This window comes from Paenibacillus marchantiophytorum, assembly GCF_014640555.1.
Taxonomy (GTDB): domain Bacteria; phylum Bacillota; class Bacilli; order Paenibacillales; family NBRC-103111; genus Paenibacillus_E; species Paenibacillus_E marchantiophytorum.
This window is the reverse complement of sequence record NZ_BMHE01000067.1, coordinates 11,881-31,633: the sequence shown is the minus strand read 5'-3', so window position 1 is coordinate 31,633 and position 19,753 is coordinate 11,881. Positions and strand designations below refer to the sequence as shown.

Sequence of the window (19,753 nt, the reverse complement as noted above, 5' to 3'; positions counted from 1 at the left end):
GTCAAGCCGCGATTGTAGGAAAATGTGTCATGATAGGGATCCAGAGGGAACTACAGTGCGCTATAATTCCGAAAACCGCCATATTCCACGCCAGAGGGAACTACGATCCGCTATTGCACCATTTCCTGGTTGGAACCAGCAGGTTCCGCTTAAATAGCGGATCTCAGTTCCCTTTCATGCTACGTTTACCCCAGTTCCCGCCATTTAGCGGATCATAGTTCCTTTTCACACGATGCTTTCTGTCATTGCAAAGCCCAAAGGGAACTAGGATCCGCTAGATTGCTGAAAACCGTTATGAAGATGCTCATCTCTCAGGGTGGCAAAGCCGCTTTTCTCATTGCCGTTGCGCCTACAATGTGCGCCTACGATTGATTGAGAATGCCGTGAGCCATGTTCAGATCGGAGGGCATGAACTTGGTGCTGCCTGATTTAATCAGACCGGCCAGTACAATACAATTAGAGGCAATTACACCGCGCATCCACTTGGGATCGAAAGGGGATCTGGCTTCCAGGGCAGGAAGCTCCATGGCTGCCAGGCGTCTGGCGAGCAGCGTAAAGTCGCTGCTCAGGCAGTACAGATCTTGTTCCAGTTCAATGCCGAAATGCTGAACATAGGTTTTCTCCCCGCCCGTGTAGGCAAAAGTTTTCAACGTGACGGGCAACCGGGAGGAGAGCCACTTGATACAAGTGGCAATCTGCCTATGGCTGGGGGACTCCAACAGCTGAAATTGTTGGTTCAGATCGGAGATGCCGAATGGAATCATATAAGGTGCTTCGCTGTCCCTTGTAATCATCTGTATGCCGCCTCCCCCGACATGGAGGACATCTAGATGGTTGGGAATGTCAGACTCTGCAATAGCTTTCTTCAACAAGTCAGCTTCTTCTTCCTGACTGATGGTGCGGTAGGCGATTTGCAGATTCTCACATATCTCCTGCATATGTTGGGATAAAAGAGGCGATCTTCGCATCGCTTCTGTACCGATGGCTTCGATGGTTCCTTGATCGAGTCCTTCGCGAATGGATCCGTTTGCAGACAACAATAATTTTAATTGATCTTCAATCGCGGGCAGACTGATTTTGCTCTCCGAGAGCTCCCAAGTCAGTAAATCGACTTGTTCGATTCCCGTTTCGGACCTCTTGAATACTTTGGCGCTGCGGCTGCTCAAATCCAAAATTAATTTATCACTTTGCATAAAGACCTCACCCGTTTATTTCTTAATTTGGCTATCCTTGCATGCTTCTGGAAGTCCAATGATAAAGGATGATTGTTTGGGGTGTCAACCAATTTTTACTAATAAATGGTATAAGATTGTAGTTCTGACAAGGTTCAGCAAAGTACCGGAAAATCCGACACGTCAAAAAAAGAAACCCCATCCTAGGAAGGATGAAGTTTCTTATTTAGAGAACGAATTTATAACCGACCCCCCATACGGTTTTGATGAATTTGGGCTCTTTGGGGTTGACTTCAATTTTGCGTCGTAAGTTCGTGATATGTACATCGATAGCTCGATCGTTAATATAAGAATCGAAACCGCGCAGCGCGTTAATGAGATCTTCGCGACGGTACACGCGTTCAGGATTCTCAAACAGCAAGCGGATGAGTTCAAATTCGGAGAAAGTCATTTCCACAGATTCGCCTCGAACATATAGTGTTCTTTTCTCAATATTGATGTTCAAATTCATCGGGGGGACAGTAACCTCCTGCAAAGCGGGCACCTGCTGGATGTCTGAGGGGTGTGTTTGCTTGAAACGGCGCAATAAAGCTTGAATTCTCGCTTTCATCTCATGCATGCTGAAGGGCTTGCATAAGTAATCATCGGCCCCGACAGTGAAGGCTTCAATTTTCTCGCTTACTCGCGCATTGGAAGAAATAATAATAATGGGAACGGGTGTTATGTTGCGTAAGGAGTTGCATAGATCTGTTCCTTCAAAATCAGGAAGAATGAGGTCAAGCAGTATAAGATCAGGTTTGAAATCATGCAAAGCTGCGAGTCCTTCTTGGCCATTATGTGACCTCAGCACTACGAATTCCTCTTCTTTGAGATACATACAGATCATCTCGCCGATAATATCATCGTCCTCAATTAATAGAACTCTGTCCATTCGTGGCTCCCCCAAACTAAACTTTAGTTACAAAACATAAACAAAATAAGTATTGAACAGAGGGAATGATGCTCGCTAACACTTTACTCATTATTTCTATTATACGGTGTCGAATTTTAAGAGTAAACCGCTTTATTTGGAATTTAACACGAAAATGTTAGCGAAATATTAGCGAAATAAAGATTTTCAAATCATACCTTTTAGGCAAGTAACCTAATAAGTGGAAGGTATGATAGAGACAACGGACTTAAATGGGACTATAGTAGTAAGGAGTGAACAATTGGAATGGGTCTTTTGGACAGGTATGGCGTGATGATCGTTAGTCATTCGAATGAATTCAGAGCAGCTGTGATACCGATTTTCGAGAAAGCGGCGCCGTTTAGGGTAACGGGGTTTGCCAACCACGGCAATGCGGCATTGGCTTGTATACTGGCGGGCAAACCGGATTTGGTCATTATAGATTTGGATATGCCTAACTCGGAAGGACTTGTTGCTCTTCAACTCATGATGACCCATTGTCCCCTACCTGTTATGATGCTCAGCTCGCAATCATCTGAGGGAGCCATACAGACCATTCAGGCTATGCGCATCGGCGCTGCCGATTATTTTCATACGCAATTATTAGTACAAGAATCGTTTGAAGGTCCAATGACCAATTATTTCCTCGAACGATGTCAAATGGCTGTACATAATGGCACTCAACCAGGAGGAGCTTCCTACCCCGTTGGTGCTGAACCGATCATGGCTTCATTTCAAAGACGCATGGATATTGAGTTTCATTTGCGCAAAGCGATTGATCAAAGGGAGTTCCAGCTTGTTTATCAGCCTGTGGTTGATATTTACACCAATCGGATGGTCGGCATTGAAAGTTTAATCCGGTGGAATAATACTGTTCTGGGACACGTTCCGCCTTGTGATTTCATCCCGATTGCCGAAGAGTGCGGCCTGATTCACCATATTGGTGAATGGGTCATTCGCGAGGCATGCAAGCAGAATATGAAATGGCAGGAAGCGGGACTCCCCAAGATGTTCGTGGCGGTGAATCTATCCCGCCGTCAGTTCAATGATACGGGGCTCTGCAGCAGGATTGAGAAGATCTTGGCGGAAACAGGCCTACAGCCCAGATATTTGGAGCTCGAAATTACGGAAAGCATGAGTATGGATGTGAATTTAGCTGCTGATGCCCTGACCCAGTTGAAGAATCTAGGCATTCGCATCGCGATGGATGATTTCGGTACAGGGTACAGTTCGCTCAGCTATCTCAAAGATTTCCCAATAGATAAACTAAAAATTGATCAGTCGTTTATTAAAGGTTTGAAGCAAAAACAAGTGAATGCCGCCATCGTGAACACGGTGATTGCCATGGCCAAAAACTTGAATCTGCTTGTCGTAGCAGAAGGTGTGGAGACCGAGGAAGAACTTCAAGTCCTTAGGGAGTGTGGCTGTCGATTCGTGCAAGGCTATTATTACAGCGCTCCGGTCAAGCCTGCGCATATTGAAGATATGCTGCTTCAGGATGTGCGAAGCAAACAAACGGGCTAGAGACTCATTGCAGCTGTTAGGCCAATTGACGGACCCAATACGTTGAAAATAGGTTGGTGATGGCATTTGTTGCGTGATTTGATTACTAATTTCGCTATTATTACCGTGTTCGTCATCTTCGTGGAACAATTTTTTATTATTACCAAGTTGGATCAGAAGCCATCTTGGTATTATAAAGTTTTCGTGGGTCTCTCGCATGGCGTGCTTATTGTTGTTTTACTAAACTTTGGGGTCCAGATTAGTGATCATGTTAGCATGAATTTTCGTGGGGTAGGATTACTGCTATCTGCTTATTTAGGCGGGTTTGTTTCATTATCCATCACCTTTGCTTTCCTCTGGATAGGGCGTTTTCTATTGGAGGGTTCCATAGAGATTCCTCAGTTGTTGATAGGAATTGTTGCGATTGTTGGAACCGGTATCATTTTCCGAAGAACGAAGTCGTACTGGATGAAATGGCTGTATGGCGAGACATTTTTCTTTTTATTTTACTATGCGATGATTTGGTTGATATACCGAACACCACTGGATGCGATCTGGATATATATTAGCTATCAAATGATATGCGTATTTATTGTCGCCTGTTTTCTCCGTTATCTGGTCCGGGCGCGGGAGTATAAGCAGAAGATCCGGCAAGTGGAGCAAGAACTCATCGATATGCTGCGTTTTCAGCCGGGTTTTACTTTTAAAATTCACAAGGTAAAGGACCATTTCGTATACATCCTGATTGAAGGTCAACTCCTCTACCAGCTTGGATTGAGACCCAGTCAATTTATAGGGAAAAAAGTGCACGAAATCACAGTCCTCAATAAAGAGTTCACGGAATATCTAAAGCGGCATTATGAGGTTGCTTGGGAGGGTGAGCGAGTTACCTACGAGTATGATTCAGAAGGATTTACGATTATAGTAACCTTACAGCCAATTTATAAGTATGGTTCTGTCAATGAAATCATCGGCTCGGCTGTGGATGTAACGGAGTATCGTGCTGCGCAGATGAAAGCGCGGGTTCGAGACGAGCAATATCGGACACTCGTGGAAAATTCCGAGGATTTTATATTCCGCTTTCGACTGGATGGAAGCTTGGCCTCCGCCAATTATAAAATGTATCAAACCTACCAATTAACCACCGAGCAGGTAAGGGGCAAGCAACTGACGGATGTGATCGAGATGGATGATCCGCAGAAATGGGTGAACGCTTTCGTGGAAACGATTGCGAGAGGGAAAACGCAGCAATTCGCTATTAATTTCCTGCTGCCCGATCAAACAGAGCATATGTACAATGTGACGTTTTCCCCCCTTTTCAACAATGATCGAACGGATATTACAGGTGTCACTGGAACGGTCCACGATATCTCCGATTTGAAAAGGCGCGAAGAAGCCGATGAATCCAATCGGGCGAAGAGCCAGTTCCTGGCTAGGATGAGTCATGAAATACGCACGCCGCTCAATGGCATTATGGGGCTGTCCTTGCTGCTGCAGCGAACCGAATTGACGGAGATCCAGAAGGATTATTTGAACAAAATGGACGCTTCCTCCCATGTGCTGCTTGCAACTATTAATGACGTTCTTGATTTCTCCAAAATTGAAGCAGGCAAGCTAACCTTGGAGAAGGTCGACTTTTCCCTGGAAACCTCACTCCAACATGTTGTGGATCTGGTTAGTGTATCGGCCGGCACCAAGCGCATCGAAATGATATTGGATACGTCCATGGATCTGCCTGACATCGTCAGCGGGGATTCGTTCCGATTAGAGCAGGTGCTGATCAATTTATTGAATAACGCTATCAAATTTACCAAATATGGCTATATTCGCTTGAAAGTTCAATTGGCGGAGCACGTGGATGAAGGAGTCATTATTTCTTTTTCCATGGAAGACTCGGGTATTGGCATTTCGAAGGAACAGCTGTCACACCTCTTCTTGCCGTTCTCGCAAGCGGATACATCCACAAGCCGGAGATATGGCGGCTCAGGTTTGGGTCTGGTTATTAGTCAGCATTTGGTTCAATCCATGGGGGGCGTTCTTCAAGTCGAAACGGAGTTTGGCGTGGGCAGCCGCTTCTATTTCAGCCTTCTGTTTGGTCGATGCGAACAGGCGGAGGAATATACGCACAGGCAGCAGCGTCAAGGGCATCTGTCTGAATGGAATCAGCGTATTCTCGTCGCCGAAGATCATCCTGTGGTTCGTGAGCATCTATGCGAACTTCTGGGCTCCTATCAGCTTCAAATGGATGCGGTTTCATCGATGTCTGATGTGTTTGCGGTTTTGGAAAAGGAAGCGTGTGTGCATACAGCTCCGGACGTTCTCTTCCTGGATATGCAGATGGCCCAGATCGAGCAGCGCTCATCCTGGTTGCGTGTGCTCGAAACCATTGATCGTTCGCAAACCAAGATTATCGCCTATACGACGCTGGAAGGAAGAGAGGAAATGTCAGCGCTGCCTAAGAACATCCAGGCCGATGCTATTATTGTTAAGCCTGTCAGTCGATTATCTTTACTGAAAAGCTTGGAATCCCTGAATGAACAGGTGCGCCGGATAGAGAGTGCTCAGCCTGCTGTCCTGGATGCGCTTGAAGTCAATCCGCGTAGCCCTCTTTCCAAAGGTTCGATTCTGGTCGCCGAGGATAATGAAATCAATCAATTGGTGATTACTCATCTCCTTGAAAAGCTGGGATACCAGGTTGTCATCGCGCAGAATGGGCTGGAGGTATTAGCTGTGGCGGACGAGCAGGCCTGGAAACTGATTCTTATGGATATTCATATGCCAGAGATGGATGGTTACGAGGCTACTCAGAAGCTTAGACAGCGCTTGGCGTTGAAAGGGATCCCGATTATTGCGCTAACCGCAAACGTATTCATGAAGGAGCATTTGCAACTGCTGAAGCATGGTTTGAACGACATCTTGATTAAACCCGTCGATGAGAAGCAGTTAAGCGATATGATAGAGAAATGGCTTGACTTAGCATGGTTATTCGATGTTAAAGGCATGGATTCCGAACGTTTGATGAGGAATATTGACCATAAAATCCATATTTTTCAGTATATGTTGGAGAAATTCAAGATGGATTATGTGCAGTTCTCTGAGCAATTGCTGCCCTTCGTCATGAATCGAGATACGGTGGTCGCTCGCCGAATGGTCCACACACTTAAAGGCATCGCGGCTAATTTCTACGCGTATGAGCTGTTAACTGCCGTATGCGCCTTGGAGAAGGACTTGCAGGAGGAGAACTCGACGGATATTTGTATTGAAGGTATTGCACGCATACAGAATGAAATTAATTTGATCCTAGGACTATAAGTATTGCCGGCTAGGGATGGGAATTAAAATGAGGTGTTCCTATTTCTTCTGACCGTCCAACCACCTTGACATAATGCTGTCAGGATTGCTGGTTTACTATTAGACATGTAGAGAAGAGAACGCATGAAACCCAAATCGAGGAGGCATGGATGCGCCGGACCCTTCTGGCACCGGACGTGCGAGCTTTCTTTGGACGGTTTCGATAAAGGTTAGGGAAGAAGGTCATTGAATACGTCGTGTAGAACATATAAAAACTAACTCCAAAATGATGAATGTCCGGTAAGGAGGACCTCGAATGAAGCTGGATCGGTTGCTTGCTATTACCATGACTTTGCTAAACAAAACTCGCGTCAACGCAACTGAACTTGCCGAGCGTTTCGAGGTTTCCTTGCGCACGATTTATCGGGATATGGAAACGATTAATCAAGCTGGAATTCCACTTGTTTCGTTTGCCGGTTCGGACGGAGGTTATGAAATTATGCCTGGCTATCGGATAGATAAGCAAATGTTATCGTTGGATGATTTTTCTGCCATCTGCTCGGCTTTGCGCGGGGCACGATCCGCTACAGATAGTTCGAATATTGATTCGCTGCTGGATCGAATTAGCGCATTAATGCCTACAACATCCAGTAAAGCAGAAGCTGCCAGTGTTGATCTCGATTTTACGCCTACACCTAATATTAAGGAGAAAATTGCGCCCCTTCACCAAGCGATACGCGGGTTGCAGTTGGTTCGTTTTGAATATTTGGATAAAATGGGCGCAGAGACGGAACGGACGATCGAGCCTATGGGGCTTTTTCTCAAAGGATACGTCTGGTATCTCTATGGTTATTGCCTTACCCGTTCAGATATTCGAGTTTTTCGTCTTTCCCGGATGCTCCAGTTAAGGAGTCTGCCCCAAACGTTTATTCGGCGCAATTACACGCTGCAGGACGTGGAGCATCAGTTTATGAGCACAGTCAACTTTACCAAGGTGAGAGTTGTTCTGCAGTTTAATTCGGCAGTTAAAACGAGAGTTAGGGATGAATTTGGCTATGACCAAGTCATCGCGAATCCGGATGGTACCTTGGCTGTAACGACACATTACAGCTCGATGGACAAGGCGATTCAGATGATACTCAGCTACAGCAGTCATGCGACCGTTATGGAGCCGCCTGAAGTCATTGATGAATTGCAGCTGCATATTCGGCGTATGGCTGACGTGTATAAAATTTCATTGAAGTAGAAATTAGACAATATTCTCCGGACTAGAAACCTACAGATAAGAGCCTCTATAGAGGCTCTTATTCCGCGTGAACGGCAACGAGGATCCGTGCCAGCACAGACTTGGCTGGCGTCAGGCGTTGAAATAGAATGGAAATATTTTTCCTATATATGGTAACATTGTTGTAATCATATACGGTTTTATATCAGAGAGGAGCGTAAAGCATGACCGAGGAGTTAGGCAAAGAAATACTCAAGGAGATCAGAGAAATCAACGAAAAGCTTGATCAAATCAACGAGCCAAGAGGTCTGTCTACACCGATGAAATTTATTGCGCTGCTATTTGGATGTATGGTGGTTGGACCGATTATCTTGTTGATCATGTCGCGAGTATTTGGATAAGCTGGCAGGTGTTTGGATCTGGGAGTTCCCTATTCATCAAGGGATCAAGTGATTTCCATCCAAAATGAACCCAAGGATATGGACGCGTAGCACGCACAACGACCAGCGCTCCATACGAGTGAACTTGATTTAGGAAAGGAGACTAACATGCCGCCCGTAGTAACCTTAGATTTGGCCAAACGCATCGAGCAAGCCGAAATTCATACACTCGAATCAAGATTGACCGCAATCGGAGCAAAAGCAGGTAATCCACAGGGGGTATATATCCAAAAGTTTGGTGCCGCGACGGCTTTCCTCGTAAAGGGGGTTCCAGATCCTTATTTCAACTCTGTAAGGGGACTGACTTCTGAAAATGCAGATGTTATTGAGGATATCTTGGCATTTTATCGGGAGCATGAGGCTTCTTGTCGATTTCATTTGATCCCCGGGCAAGTGACGGAGCTGGCGAGGAAATTATCAGCAAAGGGCTATTTTCAGTCTGCATTTCATTCCTCTTTATACGGCTCTTCGCTTTCAAATGAGAGGTCTGAATCATCCAACTTAACGATTCGTGCCTTTACTGAGGAGGATTTTGATGTTTTTGGCCAGATTTATGTAAAAGGGTTTCAGATGCCTTCAGATCTGCATCAAGCTGTGGCGCAAAATAACGAGGTTCTTTACCGCCAATCTGGTTGGCATTATTATCTGGCTGCGATCAATGATGTGCCCGTAGCAGTCGCCAGTTTGCATATACAAGACGGGGTGGGTTCGTTTGCTGCTGCTGTCACCTTGCCAGAGTATCGTAAACAGGGATGCCATACGGCCCTATTGCTGCATCGAGCCGCTGTGGCGGGCGATTTGGAGTGTGATCTTCTGGTGGGTCAGGCGAGTTATGGATCTGCCAGTCAGAATAATATGGAACGTATGGGGATGAGACTGGCTTATACGAAGTCGATTTGGAGCAAAATCTAACAGGAAATGCCTAAATTAACGGGAGCTTTTCCATGTCGTGCAATATTGAAAGGAAGAGGCTGCCCTTAAGTCATTAAATTGACTTGTGGGGAAGCCTTCTTCATATCATTTACAGTAATGATCGTGTAATAACGACGACAGCAGATCGAGGGTCCTTTTTACCAAAACGGTGCTGCCATTGGCTTGTTGGTGACGTTGTTCCCGCACCGGATGCGCCAGGGTGGTTGACCGCTACGAATACAGTAGCTTGATGATCTGTAAATGAAAGACCGCTCAATGCTGCTTCCGTTGGAGATGAGGCATATTGCTTTGTTTTTCGTTCTGTTCCTGATGGATGGATGAGGTACAGACCGTTATTTTTGAATTCTGACCATGCGCCGGTGTTCAAGCGGTCAGGTGAAATATCGGATGAGACCCACAGGTTGTCATTCTTATCAAAGGCCAGGGCTCCAGGAGAACTGAAGCCGCTCTGGCGTCCACCTGTAATGAAGGTCTCGAACGCAAATGTCTCTCCGTTGCCGCTTTCCTTCAATTTAATAATTTGGCCGTGCAGGTTGCCTCGGCTGTCGTTCTGAGTAAAGGCAATATACACCTGTTTATTGGAGGGGCGAACCGTAAGTTCGGCTGGACGATCACAGGGAGTAGCCCCAAGGATGAGCGCAGCCTCGCTGACAGATGTGAGAACATCGTTCTGAGTTTGGAACTGTTTAAGCAATACATCTTTGGATTTGTTGAGAACGGTCGGTACTTGATAAGTCATGCTGTTTAATTGTTTGCGAACAAGCTCAATGGTCAATTCGATCCAGCGACCTTTGATTAAGTCAGCAGCATACAAGGAACCTTCGCTTAGGAGTTGAGCAGTGTTGGCCTTCTTGTCGTCTGACCATTGATCAGCGCTGACAAATTTATAAACAAATCCCTCAGGCGAATCCTCTCCCATATAGACAACAACATGTTGATCCGAATTTAGTGTCATGGCTGCGCTGCCGTGATGAAAGCGTCCAAGTGCGGTATGCTTCACAGGTAATTTTCCATGATCGAAAGGATCAACCTCAACGATCCAGCCATAGTGAGAAAGCGCTAGGCCAGCATCGCGACAAGTGGTTTCGAAACGATTTTCGCAAGTAAGTTGGGTATTCCACAACGTTTGACTGCCACCGCGGTTAGCGAACGTACCTTGCACAAGGGTAGCACCGTTAACGGATTGGGAACCCCGAACAGGGCCTGTTAGTTCAATGGGAGTCAATCCAGAAATACGACGGGCAAGGGTAGAGTCAGGAACGAGTTTCCACTGGCCTAAGGCATCTTTCTTGATATGAAGGATAGAAGCACCTTGTTCGTTCAGAAGTTGCTTTTGCTGCTCCCAAGCGATGGTCATCGAACGATCCAGCATCCATGAATATTGAGCAGATTCGTGATTAACCCAAAGCAGGGCTTCTGTAGTTGATCCGGAAAGTGGGAAAAAAGAAGTGTAACTGTTGTTAAAACCCAACGTATCGCCAGATTTATTAATAACATCGCCATAGGCAGCCAAAACATTGTAAGAAAATCCGCTGGCTAGAAGCAGTTGATCTGTGTCGTTAGCAGTATGTAAGGTAGGGTTGAACGTTTCCGGCAATTCATCGTAAGCATTGATATCGGAAGCAGAAGCGTTAGCTTTATGTGTTAGCGAACTGAGACCGGAATAAGCAGCAGCTAAGGAAGCTGCACTAGCTCCTAAATATTTCAAAAAATGTCGGCGAGATAGCGGTTTTTTCATTTCCATATAGGAATTCCTCCGAATGTTAAAGATCTTGAGATAAACATACCACATAATCTATGAATTTAAATGCTTTATTCTAATTATTTTGATAGAATTATAGATAGAGTGTATTATAAAATTCGACATATTTCGAGTGCTTGGAAAAATAATTTTTTGATACATAGCAACTGAACAATTATGAGGGGGAAAGTTGATGGGACAGCCTTTTGTAGGTGAAATTCGGATGTTTGCGGGCAATTTTGCACCGGCAGGCTGGATGAAGTGTGATGGTCAAATCTTGCCTATTTCGGAGAATGATACTTTGTTTAATTTGATAGGAACTACGTATGGTGGAGACGGTCAGTCAACTTTTATGTTACCTAATCTGCAAAGCAGAATTCCGCTCCATCAAGGAAATGGATTTATGCTTGCCCAACAAGCAGGAACGGAGGATGTTAACTTAACGGTTCAGCAGATACCTGCTCACAGTCATACAGCTGGTGTTTCGTCTAATTTTGGCAGTACAAACAGTCCGGAAGGTACCGTAGTGGCGCGATCTACTTTGAATCAATTTACAGATGCAGCCGGATCGCAAGGTACGATGATGAATTCAGGCACAGTTCTAGGGCCTGGTGGAGGCAGTCAGCCTCACACTAATTTGCAACCTTATTTGACGATTAACTACATTATTAGTTTGTTCGGAATTTTCCCTTCGCAGGGTGGCGGATCAGATGGTACTCTACCGTTTCTAAGTGAGGTGCGTTGGGTGGCCTTTAACTTTGCACCTAGTGGGAACGCGTTGTGCAACGGGCAAATATTGTCCATTAATCAGAATCAAGCTTTATTCTCATTGTTGGGCACTACTTATGGCGGCAATGGTCAAACCACATTTGGACTTCCAAATTTGCAAGGAAAAACTCCTATTCACATGGGGAATGGTCATACTTTGGGAGAAACAGGCGGTGAACAGGCCCACACAGTAACTGAAAGCGAGATGCCTGCTCATTCTCATTCATTAAATGGGAGTAAGAACGCAGCTTCTACAAAAGCCGCTCAAGGAAATACGTTTGGCGTGACGTCAACAAGTTCTTATGCTTTTGTGCGGGATAGCACATCCGCTTCTGTAACCGATTTGGTTGGTGGCGGTCAGCCCCACAACAATATGCAGCCGTATCTAGCATTGACTGCCATTATTGCAACAACGGGAATATTTCCAAGTAGAAATTAAGGAGAGATCATATGCCAGGTTCAGATCCATTTGTTGGGGAAATTTGTCTATTTCCATTTAACTTTGCGCCTAAGGGGTGGGCTTTTTGCAATGGGCAACTTCTGCCTATATCGCAAAATACTGCGCTCTTTTCGTTATTGGGAACTTATTACGGAGGCGATGGGAAAAGTACATTCGCACTCCCGGATCTACAAGGCCGGGTTCCGATGCACCCTGGTCAAGGCGCGGGGCTGTCCTTGTATGATCTTGGCCAAACCGGAGGTTCAGATACAGTCACCTTGTTGAATGCTGAACTTCCCATTCATAGTCATTCATTGCAATACGGAGCTACCCCAGGCTCACAGGAAGCACCGACGGGGCAAATTTGGAAGGATACAGGCGGACGGCGTGGAGCCTTGGCTTATACAGGAGCTGTCAATACTGCTGCAATGGGCGCGGAAGCGATTCTGCCTTCCGGAGGCGGTCAGCCGCACAATAATATGCAGCCGTATCTAACGCTTAATTTTTGTATCGCTTTGCAGGGTGTATACCCGCCTCGTTCGTAGATATATGATCTGATAGTAAGAAAGAAGGTAAGACGGAGAGGAGCCTGAACAGTGGTTCATTGGCGGGATGTGAGAAGTATATTTAGGGGGAATCGGTTTTATGCAAGAGCAGCCTTGCTGGGATTGCTGCTGCTTGTAGCGGCAGGTATCGGAGCAGTGAGTGTTGCGAGTGCTGCGACTTTTACGGTAAACACTACTGCAGATACAGTAGATTCCAATACGGGTGATGGGGTGTGCGCAGATAGCAATAGTGAATGTTCACTTCGTGCGGCCATCATGCAAGCAAATGCACTTCCAGGCGCAGATGTGATTACTATTCCAACTGGCACCTATACGACGGCTTCCGCGCAGTTGGAAATAAGAGGTGATGTCACTCTGCAAGGAAGCAACTCAGCGTCAACCATTATACAAGCTGGTTTAAACGCGGCTGCCTCCACACACAGGGTGTTGGAAATTAATCCGGATCTAGATAACACGGGATATAATGTTACGATACAGGGATTAACGATTCGGTATGGCAACTCTACACCTCTTAGCAACTATGGAGGCGGGGGAATTGGTGGCGATGTCGGCAGCAAGACCCTTACCATTACGGATTCTATTATCGCTAATAATACGACTGCCGAAGATGGATTCGGAGGCGGTATGTACATATCAGGCACTTCAGCGGGCAAGGTTAAATTGACGAATGTTACGATCACTGATAATACAGCTGGAGCAGCCAACTCAGCGAACTATAGTTCACGAGGTGGGGGCATGTATCTAGAGGGGGATATGGCCCTTGAAATGTCGAATCTCACGGTCCAAAATAATATGTCTTATGGACTTGGTGGTGGCGTAGCAATCGTGTCAGCAAGCAATGCTTTGCGAAATGTCACGATTGCTTCCAGTACATTCAGCAGCAATAAGGCGTTTAGCAAAAATGGCGGAACAGAAGGCCGTGCAGGCGGACTTTACTTGGGTAGTCCAGCTGTTATTACAAACACAGCGTTCACGGGGAATACCGCGGGGAGCGACGGAGGTGGATTGGTTCTTGATTTCTTTGCGGGAACGGTATCACTTACGGATGTAGAAGGGACAGGTAACTCAGCTGTCCGAGGGGGCGGCATGTTCATTAACGCCAATAAAGCCCCTGTGTTAACCCGCACAAACTTTACGGGCAATAATAGTGGCGGAAATATAGCTGTAAACTCGGAAGGGACGGATATGATCGTTACGATGGCTCCGAACGGAACCTTCTCTCAAGGGAAGATAGGGGCGCATTATACAGTAACGGTCACGAATAACGGTAACGTGAAAACGAATGGAACAGTAACGGCAGTCGTTACTTTACCGACAGGATTAACCGCTTCAGTTTTGGCAGGAAGCGGATGGACATGCACACCTGCGACGTTAACCTGTTTTCGTTCAGACGTATTAAATGGGAAGAATAATTATCCAGTCATCGACGTGACTGTAGATGTTGCTGCAAACACGCCTCGTTCGGTAACGAGCTCGGTTAGTGTTTCTGGTGGGGATGAGCTTGATGTCTCCAATAACACTGGCACGCACAATACGACAGTGCTTAGTAAGGATGCGACGCTGACAGGACTCATCCTTTCTAATGCTGCATTAAAAGAAACCTTTGCACCTGAAACGATTGCGTACACCGTCGACGTTCTGTATGCAGTAAATTCATTGAAAGTAACACCGGTTGTGAATGAGTCTCATGCAACGGTGAAAGTAAATAATACCCTGGTAACGAGTGGTCAAGCCAGTGGCTCGATCCCTTTAAGCGTAGGGAGTTCAAATGTTATTACGGTTACTGTAACAGCGGAAAACAGCGATACAAAGTCATATACGATCACAGTGAATCGCGCTCCGCAATCAAGCGATGCTACGTTGAAAGATTTAACGGTGGACGGAACAACGGTTACAGACTTTGTACCTGGCACTGTGGCTTATACAGTGAAAGTACCTAATGAAAAAACAGCCGTTACTGTTTTGGGAACCAAGACGGATGCAATGGCAGGTACACCTGTTGTGGTCGGCGGCAGCAATCTTGCTGTAGGTAATAATACGGTCACGATAACCGTGACAGCGGAAAATGGCATAACCAAAGTGTATACGGTAACCGTAGTTCGTGCACCAAGCAGTAATGCGAACTTGATTGGTTTGAATGTAGATGGAGCGCCTTTAGCAGATTTCGCATCGGGAACTCCCGCATACACGCTCAATGTGCTTTATGCCAAATCTGCGATTGCAATCACAGGAATCAAAGAGGATGCTACAGCTAATGCAGTAGTGGCAGGAGGCAGTATTTTAGCTGTTGGCAATAATACGGTGACAGTTACGGTGACAGCTGAGGATGGCACAACGAAGAAGATTTATACTGTAACAGTGGTACGAGCTGACAAGTCTACGAATGCTAATTTAACTGATTTGAAAGTTGATGGCGTAAGTGTAGTAGGATTCTCTTCGAGTAGACTAAACTATACGGTAAATGTTCCTAATACCAAAACTTCTGTTGTGGTTATGGGAACGAAGGAAGATTCAACGGCAGGCAACCCTGTCGTGGTTGGGGGAAGTAACCTACTCGTAGGTGACAATACCGTCACAGTAACGGTGACAGCGGAGGATGGCACTACCAAGAAAGTCTACACCGTGATCATCGTACGAGCAGCCAATAGTGATGCAAGTCTAAGTGCTCTGGAAGTAGATGGAACGTCTGTAGCCAACTTTGACCCCAATACGTTGACGTATACAGTCAATGTTCCGAATGCGACGCAATCGGTTGTGGTAACGGGGACAAAGAAGGAGACGACAGCAAGCGATCCTGTTGTGGTTGGCGGAAGTAACCTACTTGTAGGTAACAACACCGTTACGGTGACCGTGACGGCCGAGGATGGCACAACGAAGAAAATCTATACCGTGACTGTAGTGAGAGCAGCTAGCAGTGATGCAAGCTTGAGTGATCTGAAAGTAGATGGAACGTCTGTAGCCAACTTTGATCCTCTAGATTTGGCGTATACACTCAATGTTCCGAATTCGCAGACTTCCGTTGTCGTAGTCACTACTACAACAGATCCAACAGCACTGACACCTGTTGTAATAGGAGGCAGCAACCTGCTCGTAGGTAACAATACCGTCACTATAACCGTGACAGCGGAGGATGGCACAACTAAAAAGGTTTATACCTTGACCATCGTGCGCGCAGCAAGCAATGATGCCGCTTTGATTGGTTTGAGTGTAGATGGAACACCGCTAACAGGCTTTGCATCGGATACTTTTACGTACACATACAATGTGCTCTATGCGAAGACTTCGATTAACATAACAGGGACAAAAGCTTATGCTAATGCGAGTGTAGCAGTGGCAGGCGGAAGTAATTTGATCGTAGGTCATAATACGGTTACGGTAACAGTGACGGCTGAGGACGGCGTAACGAAACAGGATTACACAGTTACAGTGGTGCGAGCGGACAAGTCCACGAATGCTAATTTAAATGATTTGAAAATTGATGGCGTAAGTGTAGCAGGATTCTCTCCAAGTAAACTCACTTATAAGGTGACTGTTCCAAATACAACAACCTCGGTTGTGGTGGTGGGAACGAAGGAGGATTCGGCGGCAGGTAACCCTGTTGTGGTTGGCGGAAGTAACCTGCTCGTAGGTGACAATACCGTTACGGTAACGGTGACGGCTGAGGACGGCACAACCGAGAAAGTCTATACCATGACTGTAGTGCGAGCAGCTAGCAATGATGCAAGTCTGAGTGATCTGAAAGTAGATGGAACGTCTGTAGCCAACTTTGACCCTAATACGTTGGCGTATACAGTCAATGTTCCAAATGCGCAGACATCCGTTGCAGTAACTGCTACGAAACTAGATCCAGCAGCACAGGTGCAGGTGGTCGGTGGTAGTAACATGGTGGTAGGTAATAGCAATAAAGTCACGGTGACCGTGACAGCCCAGGATGGAATAACCAAGAAAGAATATATTGTGAGTGTAGTGAGGGCAGGAAGCAGTAATTCAAGTTTGAGTAGCTTGAGCGTGGATGGTAAGCCTATTGCTGGCTTTGCCTCAGGAACACTCACGTATACGGTTCATGTTCCAAATGCTAAGAAATTCGTTGTAGTAACGGCTACGAAAACAGATCCAACAGCAAATGTTCTTATAGTTGGTGGCAGCAACCTAGACGTAGGTAACAGCAATACTGTCAAGGTAACCGTCACAGCTGAGGATGGTACCTCGGTTACTTCTTACATCATAACGATAGATCGAGCGGCGAACGATGATGCGAGTCTGAGCGGTTTGAGCGTAGATGGAAAGCCTTTAGCAGACTTTGATTCTGGCAAGCTACATTATGCCGTCACTGTCACTAACGAAGTATACAGTGTGACTGTTTCAGGCAGCGTGTACGCGCCAACATCGCAGATCCTAATTAACAATGTAGTTGGGGCAAGTAAAGTGATTACACTACAAGATGGCCTTAATGCGGTAGTCGTTAAAGTCATTGCACAAAATTTGAGCGAGCAGGTATACAGCATCGCAATCACACGCAACACTAGTGCAGAGTTGAATGGATTTAGTTTGAGCGGGGTGACGTTAACGCCAGTGTTTGCTCCTAAAACATTGGGGTACAGCGGAACTGTTCCTAATACCGTTCAATCAACAACTGTGTCAGCCTCTGTGTATGACCCATTAGCTTCTATAGCTGTATATCATAACAATGTTCTAATCAATAACGTTAATGCGCCGATTCAATTAATCGAGGGCCGCAACACGGTATCAATCGTTGTTACGCCTCGGATTGGCGATGTACAAACCTATACAGCTGTTATAACTCGTGAGGGGCAGCCAAGTAGTTCAGGATCAGGAGGTGGTGGGCCATCCGATCCGACTCAAGTCTTCTTCCGTATCGGAGATAATGGCACTGAGCTTCCAATCCGCTTGGAGCGTAAGCATGCAGCCGATGGTCGAGTAATCGATACAGTTGCCATAACACCGGAGATTGTTCAATTAGCAGGATCATCAGGCAGCAAAGGCAACGTGCTCAAGCTGAAGATCCCGCAAATTCCGGAAGGCAGTGACGAGTTTAATATTGGTTTTACACAGGAGGCATTACAGGCTTTAAATAAAGGCGGCACCGCTATAAGTATCGAAATGGAAGCCGTTCAAATGACGATTCCGCTTCATACAGTTGCTAAAGCCTTAGAATCCAAAGAAGAATTGCTGATTCGCTTTATTCCGATTTCATCAGACGCAGCCAAACAGCAAATCGAGAAGCGGGTCATGACGGCGGTCCTCGTAACCAAGGCTGCTGGTAGTGGGCAAGTAGCGGTCGTTGGGTTGCCGTTAACGATTGAATCGAATATCACGAATAATGAAGTAACGTTGAACTTCTCTTTCAAAGGGATTCAAATTCCGACAGATCCAAAGAAAAGAAATGAATTCCTAGCCTCACTCGGCATTTATATTGAACATAGTGATGGCGAGAAGGAATTGGTAAAAGGCAAGATTAACTATGATACGCAAAGAAATCCGGTAAGTATGGAAATTATTATTACTAAGTTCAGTACCTTTAGTATGATCGAGATTCAGAAAAAGCCGATCGATACGATTTCCTATACAAACTGGATTGAGGGGTACCCGGATGGGACATTTAAACCTAATCAATCTATCACCCGTGCTGAAGTATCAAGTATTTTTGTAAAAGCGATCGCTAAGCCTCAATCCTTGGTTGCGTTACAGAACTTTAAGGATGTTGCTGACCAGCATTGGGCAGCAGGTGCTATCCATCAGGCTCAGAAAGCCGAGTGGTTAAGCGGATATCCAGACGGTTCATTTAAACCGGATGCTCCAATAACTAGAGGTGAGCTTGCTGCAATTATCGTAAAAATTAACAAACTAGCAGTAAATAACGATGTTCAGGCATTTGTAGATACCAAAAACCACTGGGCAGCCGGCTACATCCAAGCGGCCAAGGCATCTGGACTCATGTCCGGTTATGAGGATGGAAGCTTCCGACCGGATCAACGTTTAACACGTGCTGAAGCCGTGAAAGTCATCAATAACCTTTTGAAGCGTCCGACCCCTAAACTAGGCAAAGATGTTTGGAAAGATGTCTCCCAAAAGGATTGGTTCTGGTCAGATGTACAGTCCGCTTCTGAATCATTTAGCCAAACGCAATATGTAGATGGTACGAGCAGTTCAATTGTCCTCCCGTAAAGTGAAAGGAAAGAAACCTGTGAATGGCTTATTGCCATAGCAGGTTTCTTTTTTTATTGAGAACAGGCTTGAAGTAGTTCCCATTTCGGGAGTGTAAAAGCGTCTGTACTTAGGGCCGCGGCAGATTGACATTATTTTAGTAGCACCTTATTATGTATTAATATTCATTATAATGCATAATAATACGATAGTGGTGAATCTGTTGCTTCCTCATCTGCTAACTTTACAAGAACTGAATAAAGAGACCCTGCTTTCCATTATCCAAAAGGGGATAGAAATCAAGCAGAATCCACGTGCCTTCCACCACGTATTTGAAAGAAAGGGCATGCTCATGCTGTTCCAGAAAACGTCGACGTGAACGAATCTATCTTTTCAGGCGGGTATTCAACAGATGGGTGGATACGCGGTCACGATGGATTGGAATACGAGTAATTTCAGCCTCTCGCCGATTCAGTAAACGTAAGTAGGAAACTCTTTCCAACGTTTTGGCGCCTTAGTGAGTCTAATAGATAACAAGTGCCTAAAATGCTGCCTATTTGG

11 protein-coding genes are annotated in these 19,753 nt (G+C 45.7%); 8 read left to right on the top strand and 3 right to left on the bottom strand.

Annotation, left to right across the window (positions count from 1 at the left end; translation table 11 throughout):
- Positions 1–362: 362 nt before the first annotated feature.
- The gene (locus tag IEY34_RS33190) at positions 363–1,193 is read right to left on the bottom strand and encodes an exopolyphosphatase (protein WP_189020127.1); all 831 of its coding nucleotides are present in this window, start codon (positions 1,191–1,193) and stop codon (positions 363–365) included.
- Positions 1,194–1,398: 205 nt separating this feature from the next.
- Positions 1,399–2,103: a response regulator transcription factor gene (locus IEY34_RS33185; RefSeq protein ID WP_189020125.1), complete on the bottom strand. Its 705-nt coding sequence runs from the start codon at positions 2,101–2,103 to the stop codon at positions 1,399–1,401.
- A gap of 285 nt (positions 2,104–2,388) precedes the next feature.
- On the opposite strand from IEY34_RS33185, the gene IEY34_RS33180 reads away from it, so the two are divergent.
- From IEY34_RS33180 to IEY34_RS33160, 5 genes are all read left to right on the top strand, one after another.
- Positions 2,389–3,645, top strand: coding sequence for a GGDEF/EAL domain-containing response regulator (locus tag IEY34_RS33180; RefSeq protein WP_189020123.1), 1,257 nt, complete (start codon positions 2,389–2,391; stop codon positions 3,643–3,645).
- A gap of 69 nt (positions 3,646–3,714) precedes the next feature.
- The gene (locus tag IEY34_RS33175) at positions 3,715–6,936 is read left to right on the top strand and encodes a response regulator (RefSeq protein WP_189020121.1); all 3,222 of its coding nucleotides are present in this window, start codon (positions 3,715–3,717) and stop codon (positions 6,934–6,936) included.
- Between the two features lie 295 nt (positions 6,937–7,231).
- The gene (locus tag IEY34_RS33170) at positions 7,232–8,161 is read left to right on the top strand and encodes a helix-turn-helix transcriptional regulator (protein ID WP_189020119.1); all 930 of its coding nucleotides are present in this window, start codon (positions 7,232–7,234) and stop codon (positions 8,159–8,161) included.
- Positions 8,162–8,364: 203 nt separating this feature from the next.
- Complete coding sequence (locus tag IEY34_RS33165) at positions 8,365–8,541, top strand: hypothetical protein (protein ID WP_189020117.1); 177 nt, start codon at positions 8,365–8,367, stop codon at positions 8,539–8,541.
- Positions 8,542–8,688: 147 nt separating this feature from the next.
- Positions 8,689–9,492, top strand: coding sequence for a GNAT family N-acetyltransferase (locus tag IEY34_RS33160; RefSeq protein ID WP_189020115.1), 804 nt, complete (start codon positions 8,689–8,691; stop codon positions 9,490–9,492).
- Between the two features lie 109 nt (positions 9,493–9,601).
- On the opposite strand, the gene IEY34_RS33155 is transcribed toward IEY34_RS33160, so the two are convergent.
- Positions 9,602–11,257, bottom strand: coding sequence for a PhoX family protein (locus IEY34_RS33155; protein ID WP_189020113.1), 1,656 nt, complete (start codon positions 11,255–11,257; stop codon positions 9,602–9,604).
- Positions 11,258–11,447: 190 nt separating this feature from the next.
- Between IEY34_RS33155 and IEY34_RS37620 the strand changes: the two genes are divergently transcribed.
- From IEY34_RS37620 to IEY34_RS33140, 3 genes are read left to right on the top strand one after another with little or no spacing between them, the layout of a single operon-like run.
- Positions 11,448–12,461: a phage tail protein gene (locus IEY34_RS37620; RefSeq protein WP_308423096.1), complete on the top strand. Its 1,014-nt coding sequence runs from the start codon at positions 11,448–11,450 to the stop codon at positions 12,459–12,461.
- Positions 12,462–12,472: 11 nt separating this feature from the next.
- The gene (locus tag IEY34_RS33145; RefSeq protein ID WP_189020111.1) at positions 12,473–13,006 is read left to right on the top strand and encodes a phage tail protein; all 534 of its coding nucleotides are present in this window, start codon (positions 12,473–12,475) and stop codon (positions 13,004–13,006) included.
- A 51-nt stretch (positions 13,007–13,057) separates the two neighbouring features.
- Positions 13,058–19,213, top strand: coding sequence for a cadherin-like beta sandwich domain-containing protein (locus IEY34_RS33140; protein WP_189020109.1), 6,156 nt, complete (start codon positions 13,058–13,060; stop codon positions 19,211–19,213).
- Positions 19,214–19,753: the final 540 nt, after the last annotated feature.